The sequence below is a fragment of the Luteimonas sp. A478 genome, from assembly GCF_054052025.1.
Map to the genome: position 1 here is coordinate 64355 of NZ_JBSVRF010000004.1, position 15930 is coordinate 80284.

Here is a 15930-nt window from a genome sequence, read left to right on the forward strand (position 1 = left end):
TTACACTGGCAGCCCACCGACCCGGCCGTTTCCGACAGGCGATTTGCTGACATGAGCGTGGCGCGCAACCGCATCGCGGTCTATCCCGGAACCTTCGATCCGATCACCAACGGGCACATCGATCTGATCCACCGTGCCTCGCCGTTGTTCGCGAAGATCATCGTGGGCATTGCCGAGAGTCCGGGCAAGGGGCCTACCCTGGAGCTGGATCTGCGCCTGGAACTGGCGCGCCTCGCGCTGCGCGGACACGACAACGTCGAGGTGTGCAGCTTCAACTGCCTGCTGGCGGACTTCGTGCGTGAAGTGAGCGGTGGCGTGCTGCTGCGTGGCCTGCGGGCGGTGTCGGATTTCGAGTACGAATTCCAGATGGCAAGCATGAACAGGCATCTGATTCCCGAAGTGGAAACCCTGTTCCTGACCCCTGCCGAAAAATACGGTTTCATATCCTCGTCGCTGGTCCGCGAGATATCCCGCCTTGGCGGCGACGTCTCCGCGTTCGTGCCGGCGGCGGTGGCCGAAGCGCTGCAGACCGAGTGGCGGCGTAAAGCATCAACCTGACCTTGTAAATCCTGAAGGGAACGCTGAAATGAAGATCATGACCCGACTGCTGCTGTGCGCCAGCCTTGCCCTGCCGCTGGCAGCCTGTCAGAAAGAAGAGGCCGTGGAGCAGGTGGTAACTGCCCCGATGGCTGCGCCGCAGAGCGGTGATCGCGAAGAGTGGCGCACGTATCTCAACGACGTCGTGGGCCGGAACATGGAGGGGATCTACAGCCAGCCCTTCGTGTACCTGGTGCCCGCCGAAGGCGGCGAGAACTTTGATGACGAGTACGAGCGCCTGGCCGAGCGCGCCGAGAACGATCTTGCCCGCGGCATCGTGCGCGGCAACCTGCTGGCCTACGCCGGCCACGATTCCAACCGCGTTGCGGACCTGGCGGTGCGCGCGTTCGAAAACGTGCCCGAAGGCACCATGGAAGGCGTGCGCGTGCTGTTCATCGGCGATGCGGTGGACAACCCGCGGGTTGAAGCCGCGGTGGCACCGGCCCAGGTTGAATACGTTTTCATCGAGAAATAAGTCGCGCCGGGTCGCGCTGGAAAGCAGATGTCGCTGAAGATCAACGAGCTGTGCATCAACTGCGATGTCTGTGAGCCCGCGTGTCCGAACAACGCGATTTCACAGGGCGAGGTCATCTACGTGATCGACCCCGCCCTGTGTACCGAGTGCGTCGGCCACTTTGACGAGCCGCAGTGCATGGAGGTGTGTCCGGTGGAATGCATCGACCCGGACCCGGAGCACCCCGAGACCGAGAGCCAGCTCCTGGCCAAGCTGCGCAGGCTGCAGGAGCAGGGCGCCGCACCGGCCGATGCCGCTACCGGCGAAATGGCTGGAGCGTGATGCGCAACTGATTTCCTGAGTCGTGGAGCAATTATGAAGTTCTGGTCCGGTGTGATCATCGCGGTGGCCCTGGTCGCCACCCCTGCCTGTGGCCGCGATGCGGTTGCCCAGCCTGAGCAGAACGCTGCCAGCACCGCCACGCCGCCGGGTGTTGCTATTGCCTCGGCGCACTCGTTGGCGACTGAGGCCGGACTGGAAATGATCCGCGAGGGTGGCAACGCATTCGATGCCGCAATCGCGGTGTCCGCCGCGCTGTCGGTGGTGGAGCCGATCAGCTCCGGCATCGGCGGTGGAGGTTTCTTCCTGCTGCACAACGCGGATGATGGGCGCGATGTGTTCCTGGACGCGCGCGAGACGTCACCTGCCGCCGTTACATCCGATGACTACCTGACCGAAGACGGCCAGTTCAACCGTGACCGGGCCACCAACGGTCCGTGGGCTGCCGGCATCCCTGGCCTGCCGGCGGCGTTCGTGCACCTGGCGGACGAGTATGGCGAGCTGTCACTGGCCCAATCGCTGGCGCCGGCGATCCGCCTGGCCGACGAGGGCTTCCCCGTCTACGGCCGCATGGTGCGCGGCTATGAGAACCGGGCCGAGGTGATGGAGCGTTACCCCGGCACGCGCGATACCTTCCTGATCGAGGGCCGGGCGATGCGCGAGGGCGACACCTTCCGCCAGCCGGACCTGGCCCGTACCCTTGAGCGCCTGGCTGCCGACGGCTTCGACGGTTTCTATCGCGGCCGCACTGCGGAGCTGCTGCTGGAAGGCGTGCAGGCCGAGGGTGGCGTGTGGACCGCGGAAGACCTGGCGTCCTACAAGGTGGTGGAGCGTGAGCCGCTGCGCCTGAAGTACCACGAGTGGGACATCGTGACGGCGCCGCCGCCGTCTTCGGGCGGGGTGGCGCTGGCCCAGATGCTGCAGATCCTGGCGGGCTGGGAGCTGGAGGAACTTGACCCGGCCCTGCGCGCGCACCTGACCGTCGAATCCATGCGCCGGGCGTTCCGCGACCGCACCTTCTACCTGGGTGATCCGGACTTCGTCGATATCCCGATGGACACCCTGACCAGCCGCGACTACGCGGCCGGGTTGCGCGCCACCATCCATCCCGAGCGGGCAACGCCGAGCGACATGCTCTCCGGCGAGCCGACGCCGCTGGAGGGTGATGAGACCACCCACTTCTCCATCATCGATGCCGAGGGCAACCGCGTGGCCGCCACGCAGACGGTGAACCTGCTGTACGGCTCGGGCCTGGTGCCGCCGGGCACCGGCGTGCTGCTGAACAACGAGATGGATGATTTCGCCCTGCAGCCGGGCGAGGCGAACGCGTTTGGCGTCATGGGCTTTGATGCCAACGCCCCGGAGCCGGGCAAGCGCATGCTCAGCTCCATGACCCCGACCTTCATGCTGTCCGACGACCGCATCGCGGTGCTGGGCACGCCCGGTGGCACCCGCATCATCACCATGGTGATGCTGGGCATCCTCGGCTACGACGCCGGCCTGGATGCCCAGGCAGTGGCCGCCCTGCCGCGCTTCCACCACCAGTGGCTGCCCGACCGCATCTCCGCCGAGCGCGGTGCGTTCAGCCCCGAAGTCATCGCCCGCCTGCGGGAGATGGGCCACGTGGTGGATGCGCCCGACGAAGAAGACGAGATGCGCCGCAGCGGTGGCCGCACCTCCAGCCACAGCTGGGGCAACCTGCAGACCGTGGCCTGGAACCTGCGCACCAATACGCTGGAAGGCGGCACCGATCCGCGCAACGAGGTCGGTTCGGCCAAGGTCGAACTGCAGCCATGAAACTCTGGTCGCTCGAGGGCAACACCCAGAAGCTCGACGGTGGCGCGATGTTCGGCAATGCGCCGCGCGCCCTGTGGACGCGCTGGATGCAGCCGGATGAGCTGAACCGCATCCCGCTCGCCTGCCGGGCCCTGCTGGCCCAGCCGCTCAATGGCAAAACGGTGCTGTTCGAGACGGGCGTGGGTGCGTTCTTCGAACCGAAATATCGCGATCGCTACGGCGTGGTGGAAGAGCGCCACGTGCTGCTGGATTCGCTGCGAGAGGCGGGCTTCTCGCATGAAGACATCGACGTGGTGGTGCTCTCGCACCTGCACTTCGATCATGTGGGGGGGCTGCTGCGCGAGTACCGCGAGGGCGAGCCGCACGAGCTGCTGTTCCCCAATGCCATCTATCTCACCAGCCGGCCGCATTGGGAGCGCGCATGCAACCCGCACGCCCGCGACCGGGCCAGTTTCATTCCCGAACTGCCGGCGCTGCTGGAGGCCAGTGGCAGGCTGCAGTTCGTCGAAGGCGGCCGCTCGGAGGTGTTGGGCGACGCGGTCAGCTTCACCTACAGCGACGGCCACACCCCGGGCATGATGCTGGCGGAGATCCACGGAGCGCCGGGTCCGGACGGTCGCCCGCACGGCGGCATAGCCTTCTGCGCCGATCTGGTGCCGGGGCGGCCCTGGGTCCACCTGCCGATCACCATGGGCTACGACCGCAGCCCCGAACTGCTGATCGACGAGAAGCGTGCCTTCCTCGAGGACAAGTTGGAGCGGAACGTGCACCTGTTCCTCACCCATGATCCGGACATCGCACTGGTCCAGCTCACCCGCGATGATCGTGGCCGCTACGCCCCAACCCACGAAACCGCAGCCCTGAAGGCCCGTCCCCTCCCGTAGGAGCGCGCCACGCGCGCGAAGCCGCGTGACACATGGCGGTGCCGAGGGGCGTCGGATGGTATGTCGCAACCGAAGCCGCCACGTACGGGAATGATTCACGCGGCTTCGCGCGCATGGCGCGCTCCTACAGGGGAGAGTCAGCTGCCGGGGGTGCCGAAGATCTTGTCGCCGGCGTCGCCGAGGCCGGGCAGGATGTAGCCGCGTTCGTCCAGGCGATCGTCGATGGATGCGGTGTAGATCTCCACGTCGGGGTGCCTGGCTTCGACCGCACGCAATCCTTCCGGCGCGGCCACAAGGAACAGCCCCTTGATCCGGGTCGCGCCTGCCGCCTTGAGCATGTCGATGGTGGCGATCAGGGTGCCGCCGGTGGCCAGCATCGGATCCAGGATCAGGGCGGTGCGGTCGGCCATGTTGTCGACAAGCTTCTCGTAATAGGTCACCGCCGCCAGCGTGTCTTCGTCGCGGGCCAGGCCCACCACGCTGACCTTGGCCGCGGGAATCATCTCCAGCACCCCGGGCAGCATGCCGATTCCCGCTCGCAGGATCGGCACCAGGGTCACCTTGCGGCCCTTGATCCTGCGAACCCGCACCGCCCCGGCCCAACCGTCGACTTCGGCATCTTCGGTTTCCAGATCCGCCGTGGCCTCGTAGGTCAACAGGGCTGCCACCTCGGCCGACAGCTCGCGGAACGTCTTGGTGCTGTTGTCGAGCCGGCGCATGAGGCCGAGTTTGTGCTGCACCAGCGGGTGTTGGACTTCGATAATTTTCATATTGGTCAGTGGCGCGACGAAGGCATCCGCCAGTGTCGCCCAGAACCCAAGGAAGTTGCAGCGGCCACCCCATCATGGCCTGCATCACTCGCTGCGTGGTCCTGGACCGGAGTCCGTGTAGGAGCGCGCCATGCGCGCGAAGCCGCGTGAATCATGATCGCGCGGCGTAGTCTCGGTGCCGGTGCCGGTGCCGCTCTCGAAGCTCCATCGTGTTGCCCAATGTCACGCGGCTTCGCGCGCATGGCGCGCTCCTACAGGAGAGCCGCCAATAACGTTGGGGTGAGCCGTGGCCTGGCGGAGCTCCGGCCCCAGCCGCGTGCCCCGGCGCCGCCGGGGTGCCCGGAGTCCAAGGCCGGCCCCCGCCCCGGAAAGCCCGCGCACAAAAAAACGGGGCCGGATCAACCGGCCCCGTTTCCTGGGTCAGGACAGCGTGAAATCAGTAGTCGTAGCGCACGCCCACCAGCCACGAACGACCGAACCCCTCCATCTCCAGCACGCGGTTGCGCTGGCCCTGGTAGCGCACCTGACGGGTGTCGTTGATGTTGTTGACCTCGCCGAACAGGCTGATGCCGCTGTCGAAGCGATAGCTGGTGGTGAAATCCAGGCTCGAGCGGCCGTCCCAGAGAATGTTGAGCTCGGGGTTGGTGATGTTGAACTCCTGGATGAACTCCGAACGGTGGTTGTAGGCCAGGCGCGCGTTGAAGCCCGACTTCTCGTAGGTCAGCGCCAGGTTGTAGTTGTGGCGCGACGTGCCGGGCAGCTCGGTCTCGCCCAGGCCGAACGGCAGCTCGGCCTTTGACTTCGCCCAGGTGTAGTTGGCATACACGCCCAGGCCGTCGAACGGACCGGGCAGCATGTCAAACGTCTGCTGCCAGGCCAGTTCCAGGCCGTACATGCTGCCCTTGTCGCCGTTCTCCGGGCGGGTGACGTCCTGGCGGATATCGCGGATTTCGCCGTCATCCATCACCACGTCTTCCCACACCACGGTGCTGCTGGCCACGAACAGCGGGTCATTGATGCGCTTGTAGAAGGCCGCGGCGGATACCAGGCCCAGCGGGCGCAGGTAGTGCTCGAAGGACACGTCGAGGTTGTGCGCGTAAGCCGCCTTCACGTTGGGGTTGCCGACCGAGAGATCGTCCCAGTCACGCTCGCCGCGGATCCGGTAGGGCGCGGTGTGCATGAAGTCCGGGCGGTTCAGGCCGGTCGAGTACGAAGCGCGCAGGATGGTGTCCGGATCGAACTCGTAGCGGAAGTGCAGACTCGGGAGGAAGTGGCCGTAGCTGCGACTGGCATGCTGCGGGGTGAACTCCTCCGTGTCCTCATTGAATTCCGTGGCACTGCCCTCCAGCTCGGTGTGCTCGTAGCGGGCACCAGCGATCATGGTCAGGTCGCCCCAGTTGGCATCCAGGCGCACGTAAGTGCCGTAGACGTCTTCGGAAGCCGTGTAGTCGGCGGTGATCGAGTCGGCAATCAGTCGGCCGTGGTTGTCGCTGCCGATCAGCGGGCCGGCATTGCTGGAGAACACATCGCGACAGAAGCGGCGGCCGGTCAGGAAGTAGTCGAAGTTGTTGGACCAGCTGTCGCATAGCAGGTCCGAATAGCCGATGCCCATCGCATCGAAATCGGCCGCCGAGCTGTTGCGATGGCGCTCTTCGTTGAACAGTTTGTCACGCTGGCGCGCGCGCAGGCCGAACTTGATGTCGCCGCTTTCGCCAATGAAATTCTGGTCGCGGCTCAGATCGACGCGGAAGCTGTTCTCCTTTTCCTCGCTGTATTCATAGCGGTCGTTGAGGCGTCGGAACTGGTACCAGTCCTCCGGCAGGTTGACACCGGTGGCGGGGGCATCGGCCACGTCCAGGATCGTCCACTCGGGGAAGTCCGGATTGCTGTAGTCATAGGCCATCCGCGGACGCACCTGCGAGCGGAAGATGTACTGCATCCGCGGGCTGGTGGTTTTGTCGGCCTTGCTCTGCGCGGCCTGCCAGTCCAGCTTCCAGTCCTGGCCCAGCCAGTGTTCGCCACCAAGGTTGTAGGTGCGGATCGACTTGTCGTAGGTGCGTTCACGCAGCTCCTTGTCGAATGTGGCGCGACCGGCCACGCCGGTGACCTCGTCGGAGCCGTCCTCGTGACGCTCGAGCTCGATCGCCATGGCGTCGCGGAACTCGCGGTCCTTGAAGGACGAGTCCGAGGCAATGAAGTACAGCAGGTTGTCAGGGTTGATTCGGAAGTCGAAGCGGCCGGTGAGGCCGGTGCGGGTACGGGTGCCTTCGTAGTCCTTGACCTCGATTTCCGCAGGCATGATCACGCCGTCGAAATCGTCGAACACGGCTTCAACGTTGTCGGTAAAGCGCTCCTGCTTGCTGCGCGAGGCGGCGATCAGGATCCCGATGTTGTCGTCTGCGCCGAAGCGGTTGCCGATAGTGGCGTTGTAACGCTCGTTGTCACCGCTGCCGAGTTCGAACGCGCCCTGCGCCGCCGAGGCGCGCAGGGTCAGACCATCCCGGTCGAGCGCGCTCTGGGTGCGGATGTTGATGTTGCCGGCGATGGCGTCGCCGTCCATGTCGGGGGTCAGTGCCTTGGTCACTTCCAGCGCCGCGATCACGTCCGCGGGGATGGTGTCCAGCTCAACGCCGCGGCTTTCCGCATCCGGGTTGGCAAGCTGCACGCCGTCGATGGAGACGGTGGTGAACTCCTTGGGCGCGCCGCGCATGGTCACGTAGCGGCCTTCGCCCTGGTCGCGCTCGATCGACACGCCGGGAATGCGCTGGGTGGATTCGGCGATGTTGTTGTCCGGGAACTGGCCCAGCAGGTCGGCCGATACCACGTTGATGTAGTTGGTCGAGGCGCGCTGCTGGTTGAGGGCCTGCGCGTTGGCGTCGCGGGTGGCGCGCACTTCCACGGTGCCCAGCGTGGCGGCATCGGCGGCGCCGGCAGTGCTGTACAGACTGACCTCTACCCGTGCGCCCTCGTGTGCGGGCACCTCCACCTGGGTGTCCACGCTGTGGTAGCCGAGATAGTCGATGGTGACGGTGTGGACACCGGGCGATACGCCTGCAATGCGGAACTCGCCGTTGCGGCGGGTGATCGCCACCTGTTCACCGTCGAGCGACACCATGGCGCCGTCGAGGGATGCGCCAACCGAGGCTTCGCGCACGCGGCCTACGATGGTGCCTGCTGAGACGGCTTCACCGACGAGGGCGGCCGCCTGGGGCTCGGCATGGGCGGGAGCGGCGGCGAAAGTGAGTGCGGAGGCGATGGCGGCAGCGATCAGTGAGCGTTGGATGGTCATTGATTACTCTGGTAACGGACAGGTGGAAGCGCGGTCGGGGGTGATCGCGGATGCCGCATATGGTCACGGGGGGTGGTTGCCGCCTTATGACTGAATTGCTGCAGTTCGCTTACAGCGGCGCCTGCCTGTCATCGAATGGACACATGCGCTGGCGACAATCGCCGGCTTTCCAATGCCTTTGTGACCAGCCAATGACGATCTGCCGTTCCTCCCGACCTTCCTCCTCCTTCTTCGCTTGCGGCAGCCGCTCCACGGTGCGGGGCTGGCGCCTGGCCGGCGTCAGCCTGCTGGCGCTTGCGTTGGCCGCCTGCGCCCAGCAGGAGCTGGCCGCGCCCGCCGCCGCTGATGGCGCGGCCGACGAAGCCGCACTCGGCCCCGTGCTGGTGAACGAGACCTTCGCCACGCCGATGACGCCGGAAGACAACATCGATTCGGTGGCCAGCTGGAGCAGTCCGGACGGCGAGGTGCTGGTGCTGGCCACCGCCAAGTCCACCGACCGACTGGTGGTCTACGACGGCTTCACCGGGAAGTTCGTGCGGCACGTGGGTGGGCCGGGCGCAGGCCGTGGCGAGTTCGATCGTCCCAACGGAATCGCGGTGGCGGATGACCTGGCCTTCGTGGTCGAACGCGATAACCGCCGTGTGCAGGTGCTGCAGCTGCCGGGCATGGAAACGGTGGCCATGTTCGGCAGCGACGTGCTCGAACTGCCCTATGGCCTGTGGATACACGCCGTGGGCGATGGCTACCAGCTCTATGTCACCGACGCCTATATGGCCGGTGAGGACGCGGAAGGCGAAGACATCCTGCCGCCGCTCGCGGAGCTGGACCGCCGGGTGCATCGCTTTGTCTTCAATCCGGAGGAAGGGGATGCCGGTGCGAAGCATCTCGGCGCGTTTGGCGACACCTCTCCCGAAGGCGCGCTGCGGGTGGTGGAGTCACTGTGGGGTGACCCCGCCAACAACCGCCTGCTGGTGGCCGAGGAAGACGAAACCTATTCAAACGAGTTCAAGGTGTACGACCTGGAAGGCAACTTCACCGGCGAGCTTGTAGGCGACAGCGTGCTGGAAGCCCAGGCCGAGGGCATCATGCTCAAGGCCTGCGGCAATGGCGACGGCTGGTGGATCACCACCGCCCAGGGCCGCGACCGGACCACCTTCCATCTGTTCGACCGTGAAAGCCTGGAACACGTTGGCGCCGTGACCGGCACCACCGTTGCCAACACCGACGGCATCTGGCTGCATGACCAACCCACGCCGCGCTTCCCGGCCGGTGTGCTGTATGCAGTGCACGACGACCAGGGCATGGTGGCCATCGACTGGCGCGAGATTGCGGTGGGCCTGGGACTGCAGGAGTGTCCGCGATGAAACCCGTTGCCATGCGCCCCCTGAATCGCGGCCTGGCCGTACTGCTGCTGGCGGCACTGCTGGGCGCTCCGGGCCTGGCGCTTGCCGATACTGGTGCGTCGCAGCCGCGGCAGCTGGAACCCAATGTCCTCGTGCCTCCGGGCGACCTGCACTATGCGCCGGCTGCGCATCCGGACAGGATCATTGCTTCTCCCGCCGCCGATCCGGCGCGCGGCTTCCAGGTGGCGTGGCGCACCTCGCTGGCGATTGAGAGCCCGGTGCTGGAGGTTGCGCTGGCCGGCGATTCACCGGACCCGGGCGAGCCGCGCAGACTGGTGGCCCGCAGCAGCAGGCTGGAGTCGGAGACCGGGGCAGGGCACCAGCATCGGGTCGAGGTTGACGGGCTCGAGCCGGACACGCTGTACGCGTTCCGGGTGCAAGGGGCGAACGGCTGGTGGAGCCCCTGGCGGCAGCTGCGTACCGCCGGTCAATCAGGCCAGCCGTTGGAGTTTCTGTACTTTGCCGACACCCAGAACAAGAACGCCAGCCATTCCACCCGTGCGGTGCTGGAAGCATTGCGCCATGCGCCGCGGGCGCGCCTGGCGCTGTTCACCGGTGACCAGGTCAGCGGTGGCGACGGCGAGGACGACAGCGAGTGGGGTGAGTGGTTTGATGCAGTCGCGCCGGTGACGGCGACCATGCTGGTCGCACCGGTGACCGGTAACCACGAATACGCCAAGGAATTCGAGGACACGCCGCAGGAGCGGCGCGTGCTCGGTGCCCATTGGCCACACGCGCATGCGCTGCCGGACAACGGCGCGCCGGGTGCGGAAGCAAGCACCTACTGGTTCGACATGCACGATGCGCGCTTCGTGGTGCTGGACGGCACCTCCGCGCTGGACCTGGGCACCGCCCGGACACAGGCGCGATGGCTGGACGACGTGCTGTCGGCGAATCCGCCGGAGTGGCTCATCGTGGCCATCCACCAGCCGATGTTCTCGCCCCGCCAGGATCGCGACAACGCGCTGCTGCGCGAACACGTGCTGCCGGTGCTCGAGCGGCACCGGGTGGATCTGGTGCTGCAGGGCCATGACCACGTCTACGGCCGTCGCGGCGGCCTGGTGGAAGGGCAGGGCACGCCGCAGTACCTGGTCAGCGTGGTGGGCGCCAAGCAGTACCGGCTGTCGCCGGAGGCCCGCGACACCATGGCGCCAGTGGCTGAGGACACCCAGCTGTTCCAGGTGATCCGGATCGAAGACGGCGAACTGCGCTACGAGTCCCGCACCGTGACCGGTCGCCTGTACGACGCGTTCTCGCTGGTGGGGGATCGTGCTTCGGGTCGCCAGCTGGTGGAGCGTATGGAAGGCAGGATCGACCAGCGTGACTGCCCCCGTCCCGCGACCCTCAAGGGCCGCACCGACCGCTGCTGGGAATGAGCATCACACGCGTGACGCGCTCCTGCATGGGGGTGGCCTTTGCGCTGATGGCTGCAGGCATGGCCAGCGCGGGCGGGCCTTTGCAGCCCGCGATGGCGCCGGACGAGGCCCTGCTGATGGTGGAGATCCCCGCCGGCAGCTTCACCAAGTACGAGATCGACGCGGACGGCCACGTGCATGTGGACCGCTTCCTGTCGATGCCGGTGGTGTACCCGGCGAACTACGGCTCGATGCCCGGCACGCTTGCCGGCGACGCCGATCCCCTCGACGCGCTGGTGCTGACCCGGGCGCCGCTGCATCCGGGCGTGCTGATCAGGTTCCGTCCGATCGGGGTGCTGCGCATGCTGGACGGCGGAGAGGAAGACGCCAAGCTCATCGGCGTGCCCGCCGACGATGTGGATCCGCACTATGCGGGCGTGCGGGAACTTGCCGACCTGCCGGCAATGGAGCTCGAGAGGATCGAAGCGTTCTTCCGTGTGTACAAGGACCTGCCAGGCGGCGAAGAGGCAAGCCCGGTGCGCCTGCACGGCTTCGGCGATGCCGCAGAAGCCCGCGCCCTGGTCAGCGATTCCCTGATCGGCCCATGATCCCGGCAGGAGCGCGCATGGCGCACTCCTGCACAGGCAAGCAAAGGCCCGGGCGGGTGCCCGGGCCGTGTAGTCAGGCCTTGCGCGGGCCTTCCTTCAGCACCCGGCGAACCATGTCGACCAGCAGGTCGAGCTCGTCCTCGCCCATTTCAAAGCGCGGGGTGAAGCGCAGCGAGTTCTCGCCGCCGTGGATCACGCCCAGGCCGTTTTCGCGCAGCCACTCCTCGCTCGAACCCGCGCCATAGCCCTTGAACTCCGGCGACAGCTCGCACGAGAACAGCAGGCCGGTGCCCTGCACCTTGGTGATCAGCCCGCCCAGCTCGGCCTTCAGCGCCTCCAGCTTCTCCACCGCCTGGCGGCCGCGCTGCTGGATGTTGGCCCGTACCTGCGGGGTCACCATGCCCAGCACCGCCGAGCCGACATCGGCGGCGCGCGGGTTGGCGGTCATGGTGTTGCCATAGGTTCCGCGCTTGTAGATGCCGGCGGCGCGCTCGTTGCACGCCAGCACCGACAGCGGGAACTGGCCGGCGTTGAGCGCCTTGGAATAGGTTTCCATGTCGGGGGCTTCCTGGCCCTCGAAGCCTGGGTAGTCGACGATGGACAGGGTACCGGTGGCGCGCAGGCCGGCCTGGATCGAGTCGATCAGCAGCAGCGAGCCGTGGGCCTTGGTGAGCTCACGCGCAGCGGCGTAGAACTCCGGCGGCACGCTGCGGCCGGGGTCGCCTTCGCCCATCACCGGCTCCAGGAACATGGCTTCGATGAACCAGCCGTTGCTGTCGGCATCGGCGAAGGCCTGCTTCAGCGCGTCCAGGTCGTACGGCTCGATCACCAGCACGCTGTCTTCGGTGCGGTAGCTGGCCAGCGCGCCTTCGTACGCCTTGCGGGTGGAGTCCGAATACAGGGCCGGGGCTTCGGTGCGGCCGTGGAAGGCCCCCTTGACCACCAGGCGCTTGACCGTGCGGCCGGCGTGGCGGCCGTCCGGGTCGGTCATGGTCTTGGCGTTGGTATCGGCGATGCGCGCAGCCAGCGACACCGACTCGGAGCCGGAGTTGAGGCACATGAAGGCCGTGAACGGGCAGCCGCCGCGGGTGTGGCCGATCTCGGCGCGAAGCACCTGGGCCAGGCGCATCTGCGACACGCTCGGGGTCATGATGTTGGCCAGCGCCTGCGGCTTGACCATGGCGTCGATCACCGGCTTGGGGGCATGGCCGAAGCCGAGCATGCCGTAGCCACCGGTGTCATAAAGCACGGCGCCCTTGAGTGTGACGATCCATGGGCCGCGGGCGGTCAGGGCCACGTAGGGGTTCACGCCGTCCTGCGGATAGAAGTTGACGAAGTCGGCCTGGGTCTTCTCGATCTGCTGGTCTTCATCCAGGTCCAGCAGCTCCGGGTGCTCGGCGCGGATCAGCGCATATTCCTCCGCGGCCGCCTCGATCGCTTCCACCAGCTCGGGGTGGCCAGCGGCGAAGCGCTCGATGATGGCGTCGTCCAGGCCGTTGGTGCGGCGTGCGCCGGAGTGAGCGCGGAGCGCGGAAAGCTTGTCGATCACGGACATGGGCGTGTTCCTCAGGTTCGAAAAAGTGTTGGGGCGCCCCAGATGGGGCGCGGCGTGTGCAGGGGGCAGATGCCCACGCAGACACGCATGCTATCCATTGTCGGAAATTAAATCGTCGCTTGAAAGGTATGGATTGCACGGATTGGTGCATAATTTCGTCATAACGACGAATCCAATGGGGCCTGCATGAAGCTCACGCCTGCCGACGAACAGCTGCTTTCGGTGCTGCGGGAAAACGCACGGTTGTCGACCGCCGAGATCGCGCGGCGGCTGAAGCTCTCGCGCACCACGGTGCACAGCCGGGTCGAGCGGCTGGAGCGGCGCGGGGTGATCGAGGGCTATACGGTGCGGGTCTCGGATGATTACGAGCGCGCCCAGATCAGGGCGCACATCCTGATCGCGGTGCTGCCGCGGCAGATGGCGTCGGTGGTCCAGGCCCTGCATGACATCCCGGAAGTCCGGGAGCTGCACTCGGTCAGCGGGGCTTCCGACCTGGTGGCGCTCGGGGCCGCGCCTACGGTGGGCGACATGGACGTCCTGACCGATCGCATCGGCGCCATCGATGGCGTTGAACGCACCACATCCTCCATCATTCTCTCCACCAAGTTTTCGCGCTGATGAAAAAGTCCGACTTCAACTATCGCCTTCCGCCCGAACTGATCGCCCAGGCGCCGCTGCCGGAACGATCCGCCAGCCGGCTGCTGCAGGTGCCGCCGGACAGCGCGGGGTTCGATGACCGCAGCGTCGCTGATCTGCCAGCGCTGCTGCAGCCCGGCGACCTGCTGGTGTTCAACGACACCCGGGTCATTCCCGCGCGCCTGTTCGGCAACAAGCAGAGCGGGGGCAGGGTGGAGATCCTGATCGAGCGGGTGCTTTCGGATTCGCAGGCCCGCGCGCAGCTGAGGGCGAGCAAACCGCCGAAACCGGGATCGCTGATCGAGCTGGATGGCGGCGGCAGCGCGCAGGTGCTGGAGCGCGAGGGCGGTTTTTACCTGTTGCGCTTTGAAGTGTCGGAGGCGCTGGAGTCGTGGTTGCTGCACGCGGGCCGGATGCCGCTGCCGCCGTATATCCAGCGCCCCCCGGGCCGGGACGATGCGGAGCGCTACCAGACCGTTTTCGCCCGCGAGGCCGGGGCGGTGGCGGCGCCCACGGCGGGCCTGCACTTTGACGAGCCGCTGCTGGAGGCGCTGCGGGCGCGCGGGGTGGAATTCGGCCACGTCACCCTGCACGTGGGCGCAGGCACATTCCTGCCGATGCGGGGGGATGACGTGCACGCGCACCGCATGCACAGCGAGTGGTTGAACGTGGGCGCGGGGCTGGTCGCGCAGATCCGTCGTACCCGCGAGGCCGGGAGGCGGGTGATCGCGGTCGGCACCACGGTGGTGCGGGCGCTGGAGAGCGCCATGCGCCTGAACGAAGCCGGCGACGGCGAGCTGCACCCGTTTTCCGGCGAGACGCAGATCTTCATCTTCCCGGGCTATCGGATCCGCAGCGTGGATGCGCTGTTGACCAACTTCCACCTGCCGGAGTCGACGCTGCTGATGCTGGTGTCCGCTTTCGCCGGCAAGGACCGGGTGCTGGGGGCTTACGCACACGCGGTAAAGCAGCGCTACCGCTTTTTTTCCTATGGCGACGCAATGCTGCTGTTCCCCGCCGTTCGGCGTTAATGATTACAATTCCCATCTTCGCTCCAGCCACCTAACAACCGGGCAAGCCAGAGCGTCGACCAATTCTGTGGAGTTGCCCATGCGTCCGATGTCCCGTTCATTCCACCTGTCCCGTCCCTCCGGCCTGCTGGCCGCCGCCTGCGCTGCGCTGCTGCTGGCCGCGTGCGGGGGGCAGCAGGATTCCCCGTCCGCAACCGCAACGGGCGGCGCGGACGCCGTCGCTTCCGGCGAGGTGAACCTCTACACCACCCGTGAGCCCGGCCTGATCCAGCCGCTGCTGGACGCATTCACCGGCAACACCGGCATCGCGGTCAACACCGTGTTCCTCAAGGACGGCCTGATGGAGCGGCTGGGCGCCGAAGGCGAGCGATCGCCGGCTGACGTGCTGATGACCGTGGATACCGGCAATCTGCTGGACGTGGTCAACGCCGGTTACACCCAGGCGGTGGACTCGGATGTGCTTGAAGAGGCGATTCCGGCCCACCTGCGTGGCGAGGACGGCCAGTGGTTCGCGCTGTCGCTGCGTGACCGCGTGCTGTATGCCGACAAGGATCTGGAGCTTGAAGGTTTCACCTACGAGGACCTGGCCGACCCGCAGTGGAAGGGCAGGGTGTGCATCCGTTCGGGCCAGCACCCGTACAACACCAGTCTGTTCGCGGCAATGATCGCCCACGCCGGCGCCGAGGCTACCGAGCAGTGGCTGCGCGGGGTCAAGGACAACCTGGCCCGCAAAGCTGCCGGCGGTGACCGCGACGTGGCCCGCGACATCCTCGCCGGGATCTGCGATATCGGCATTGCCAACGCTTATTACGTCGGCCGGATGAAGAACAGCGAAGAGGGCAGCGAGCAGCGCCAGTGGGGCGATGCGATCCAGGTGGTGCGGCCGGTGTTCGCCAGCGCCGAAGACGGCGGCACCCACGTGAACATCAGTGGCGGGGCGATCGCCGTCAACTCGCCCAACCGCGACAACGCGGTGCAGCTGCTGGAATACCTGGTGTCCGACGAGGCCCAGAGCATGTACGCCATGGCCAACTACGAATACCCGGTGAAGGCAGGTGTGGAACTGGATCCGGTAGTGGCCAGCTTTGGCGAGATGAAGATCGATCCGCTGCCGCTGACCGAGGTGGCGCGCTATCGCAAGCAGGCGAGCGAACTGGCCGACAAGGTCGGGTTCGACAACTGATGCCTGGGTGTCGGGCCAGCGCGGCAGTG

At 66.6% G+C, this 15930-nt stretch carries 14 protein-coding genes; 11 read left to right on the forward strand and 3 right to left on the reverse strand.

Annotated features, from left to right (window positions below; translation table 11 throughout):
• Positions 1–51 precede the first annotated feature (51 nt).
• From coaD to ACW7G3_RS09290, 5 genes are read left to right on the forward strand one after another with little or no spacing between them, the layout of a single operon-like run.
• Positions 52–558: a pantetheine-phosphate adenylyltransferase gene (gene coaD / locus ACW7G3_RS09270; protein WP_456974889.1), complete on the forward strand. Its 507-nt coding sequence runs from the start codon at positions 52–54 to the stop codon at positions 556–558.
• A 37-nt stretch (positions 559–595) separates the two neighbouring features.
• Positions 596–1072: a hypothetical protein gene (locus tag ACW7G3_RS09275; RefSeq protein WP_456982481.1), complete on the forward strand. Its 477-nt coding sequence runs from the start codon at positions 596–598 to the stop codon at positions 1070–1072.
• 27 nt (positions 1073–1099) lie between these two features.
• Positions 1100–1393, forward strand: a complete 294-nt coding sequence (locus ACW7G3_RS09280) for a YfhL family 4Fe-4S dicluster ferredoxin (RefSeq protein ID WP_456974594.1) — start codon at positions 1100–1102, stop codon at positions 1391–1393.
• Positions 1394–1426: 33 nt separating this feature from the next.
• A complete protein-coding gene (gene ggt / locus ACW7G3_RS09285) occupies positions 1427–3187 on the forward strand; it encodes a gamma-glutamyltransferase (protein ID WP_456982482.1) in 1761 nt (586 codons plus the stop codon).
• The gene (locus ACW7G3_RS09290; RefSeq protein WP_456982484.1) at positions 3184–4071 is read left to right on the forward strand and encodes an MBL fold metallo-hydrolase; all 888 of its coding nucleotides are present in this window, start codon (positions 3184–3186) and stop codon (positions 4069–4071) included. The genes ggt and ACW7G3_RS09290 overlap by 4 nt, the downstream gene beginning before the upstream one ends.
• A gap of 137 nt (positions 4072–4208) precedes the next feature.
• Here the strand turns inward: ACW7G3_RS09290 and upp are convergent, their stop codons facing one another.
• Positions 4209–4841 (reverse strand): uracil phosphoribosyltransferase, encoded by a 633-nt coding sequence (upp, locus tag ACW7G3_RS09295; protein ID WP_456982486.1) that lies wholly within the window; start codon positions 4839–4841, stop codon positions 4209–4211.
• A gap of 436 nt (positions 4842–5277) precedes the next feature.
• Positions 5278–8130, reverse strand: coding sequence for a TonB-dependent receptor (locus ACW7G3_RS09300; protein WP_456982488.1), 2853 nt, complete (start codon positions 8128–8130; stop codon positions 5278–5280).
• A gap of 191 nt (positions 8131–8321) precedes the next feature.
• Here ACW7G3_RS09300 and ACW7G3_RS09305 point away from each other — a divergent pair, with 191 nt between their 5' ends.
• The 3 genes from ACW7G3_RS09305 to ACW7G3_RS09315 are packed head-to-tail and all read left to right on the forward strand — an operon-like array spanning position 8322 to position 11496.
• Entirely contained in the window at positions 8322–9494 is a 1173-nt protein-coding gene (locus ACW7G3_RS09305) for a phytase (protein WP_456982490.1), read from the forward strand.
• The gene (locus ACW7G3_RS09310; protein ID WP_456982492.1) at positions 9491–10909 is read left to right on the forward strand and encodes a metallophosphoesterase; all 1419 of its coding nucleotides are present in this window, start codon (positions 9491–9493) and stop codon (positions 10907–10909) included. The genes ACW7G3_RS09305 and ACW7G3_RS09310 overlap by 4 nt, the downstream gene beginning before the upstream one ends.
• Before the next feature lie 26 nt (positions 10910–10935).
• Entirely contained in the window at positions 10936–11496 is a 561-nt protein-coding gene (locus ACW7G3_RS09315; RefSeq protein ID WP_456982714.1) for an inorganic diphosphatase, read from the forward strand.
• A 73-nt stretch (positions 11497–11569) separates the two neighbouring features.
• On the opposite strand, the gene ACW7G3_RS09320 is transcribed toward ACW7G3_RS09315, so the two are convergent.
• Positions 11570–13051 (reverse strand): aminotransferase class III-fold pyridoxal phosphate-dependent enzyme, encoded by a 1482-nt coding sequence (locus tag ACW7G3_RS09320; RefSeq protein WP_456982494.1) that lies wholly within the window; start codon positions 13049–13051, stop codon positions 11570–11572.
• Positions 13052–13237: 186 nt separating this feature from the next.
• Here ACW7G3_RS09320 and ACW7G3_RS09325 point away from each other — a divergent pair, with 186 nt between their 5' ends.
• From ACW7G3_RS09325 to ACW7G3_RS09335, 3 genes are all read left to right on the forward strand, one after another.
• The gene (locus ACW7G3_RS09325) at positions 13238–13669 is read left to right on the forward strand and encodes an Lrp/AsnC family transcriptional regulator (RefSeq protein ID WP_456974614.1); all 432 of its coding nucleotides are present in this window, start codon (positions 13238–13240) and stop codon (positions 13667–13669) included.
• Positions 13669–14718, forward strand: coding sequence for a tRNA preQ1(34) S-adenosylmethionine ribosyltransferase-isomerase QueA (gene queA / locus ACW7G3_RS09330; RefSeq protein ID WP_456982496.1), 1050 nt, complete (start codon positions 13669–13671; stop codon positions 14716–14718). Before ACW7G3_RS09325 ends, queA begins: the two co-directional genes overlap by 1 nt.
• 79 nt (positions 14719–14797) lie before the next feature.
• Entirely contained in the window at positions 14798–15901 is a 1104-nt protein-coding gene (locus tag ACW7G3_RS09335; RefSeq protein WP_456982498.1) for a Fe(3+) ABC transporter substrate-binding protein, read from the forward strand.
• Positions 15902–15930 lie beyond the last annotated feature (29 nt).

Bases quoted from the DNA above. Each gene is read 5' to 3' on its own strand.
- ACW7G3_RS09320 (WP_456982494.1), bottom strand. From the start codon at position 13,051: ATGTCCGTGATCGACAAGCTTTCCGCGCTCCGCGCTCACTCCGGCGCA.
- coaD (WP_456974889.1), top strand. From the start codon at position 52: ATGAGCGTGGCGCGCAACCGCATCGCGGTCTATCCCGGAACCTTCGAT.
- queA (WP_456982496.1), top strand. From the start codon at position 13,669: ATGAAAAAGTCCGACTTCAACTATCGCCTTCCGCCCGAACTGATCGCC.
- ACW7G3_RS09275 (WP_456982481.1), top strand. From the start codon at position 596: ATGACCCGACTGCTGCTGTGCGCCAGCCTTGCCCTGCCGCTGGCAGCC.
- ACW7G3_RS09315 (WP_456982714.1), top strand. From the start codon at position 10,936: ATGGGGGTGGCCTTTGCGCTGATGGCTGCAGGCATGGCCAGCGCGGGC.
- ACW7G3_RS09280 (WP_456974594.1), top strand. From the start codon at position 1,100: ATGTCGCTGAAGATCAACGAGCTGTGCATCAACTGCGATGTCTGTGAG.
- ACW7G3_RS09325 (WP_456974614.1), top strand. From the start codon at position 13,238: ATGAAGCTCACGCCTGCCGACGAACAGCTGCTTTCGGTGCTGCGGGAA.
- ggt (WP_456982482.1), top strand. From the start codon at position 1,427: ATGAAGTTCTGGTCCGGTGTGATCATCGCGGTGGCCCTGGTCGCCACC.
- ACW7G3_RS09310 (WP_456982492.1), top strand. From the start codon at position 9,491: ATGAAACCCGTTGCCATGCGCCCCCTGAATCGCGGCCTGGCCGTACTG.
- ACW7G3_RS09305 (WP_456982490.1), top strand. From the start codon at position 8,322: ATGACGATCTGCCGTTCCTCCCGACCTTCCTCCTCCTTCTTCGCTTGC.
- upp (WP_456982486.1), bottom strand. From the start codon at position 4,841: ATGAAAATTATCGAAGTCCAACACCCGCTGGTGCAGCACAAACTCGGC.
- ACW7G3_RS09335 (WP_456982498.1), top strand. From the start codon at position 14,798: ATGCGTCCGATGTCCCGTTCATTCCACCTGTCCCGTCCCTCCGGCCTG.
- ACW7G3_RS09300 (WP_456982488.1), bottom strand. From the start codon at position 8,130: ATGACCATCCAACGCTCACTGATCGCTGCCGCCATCGCCTCCGCACTC.
- ACW7G3_RS09290 (WP_456982484.1), top strand. From the start codon at position 3,184: ATGAAACTCTGGTCGCTCGAGGGCAACACCCAGAAGCTCGACGGTGGC.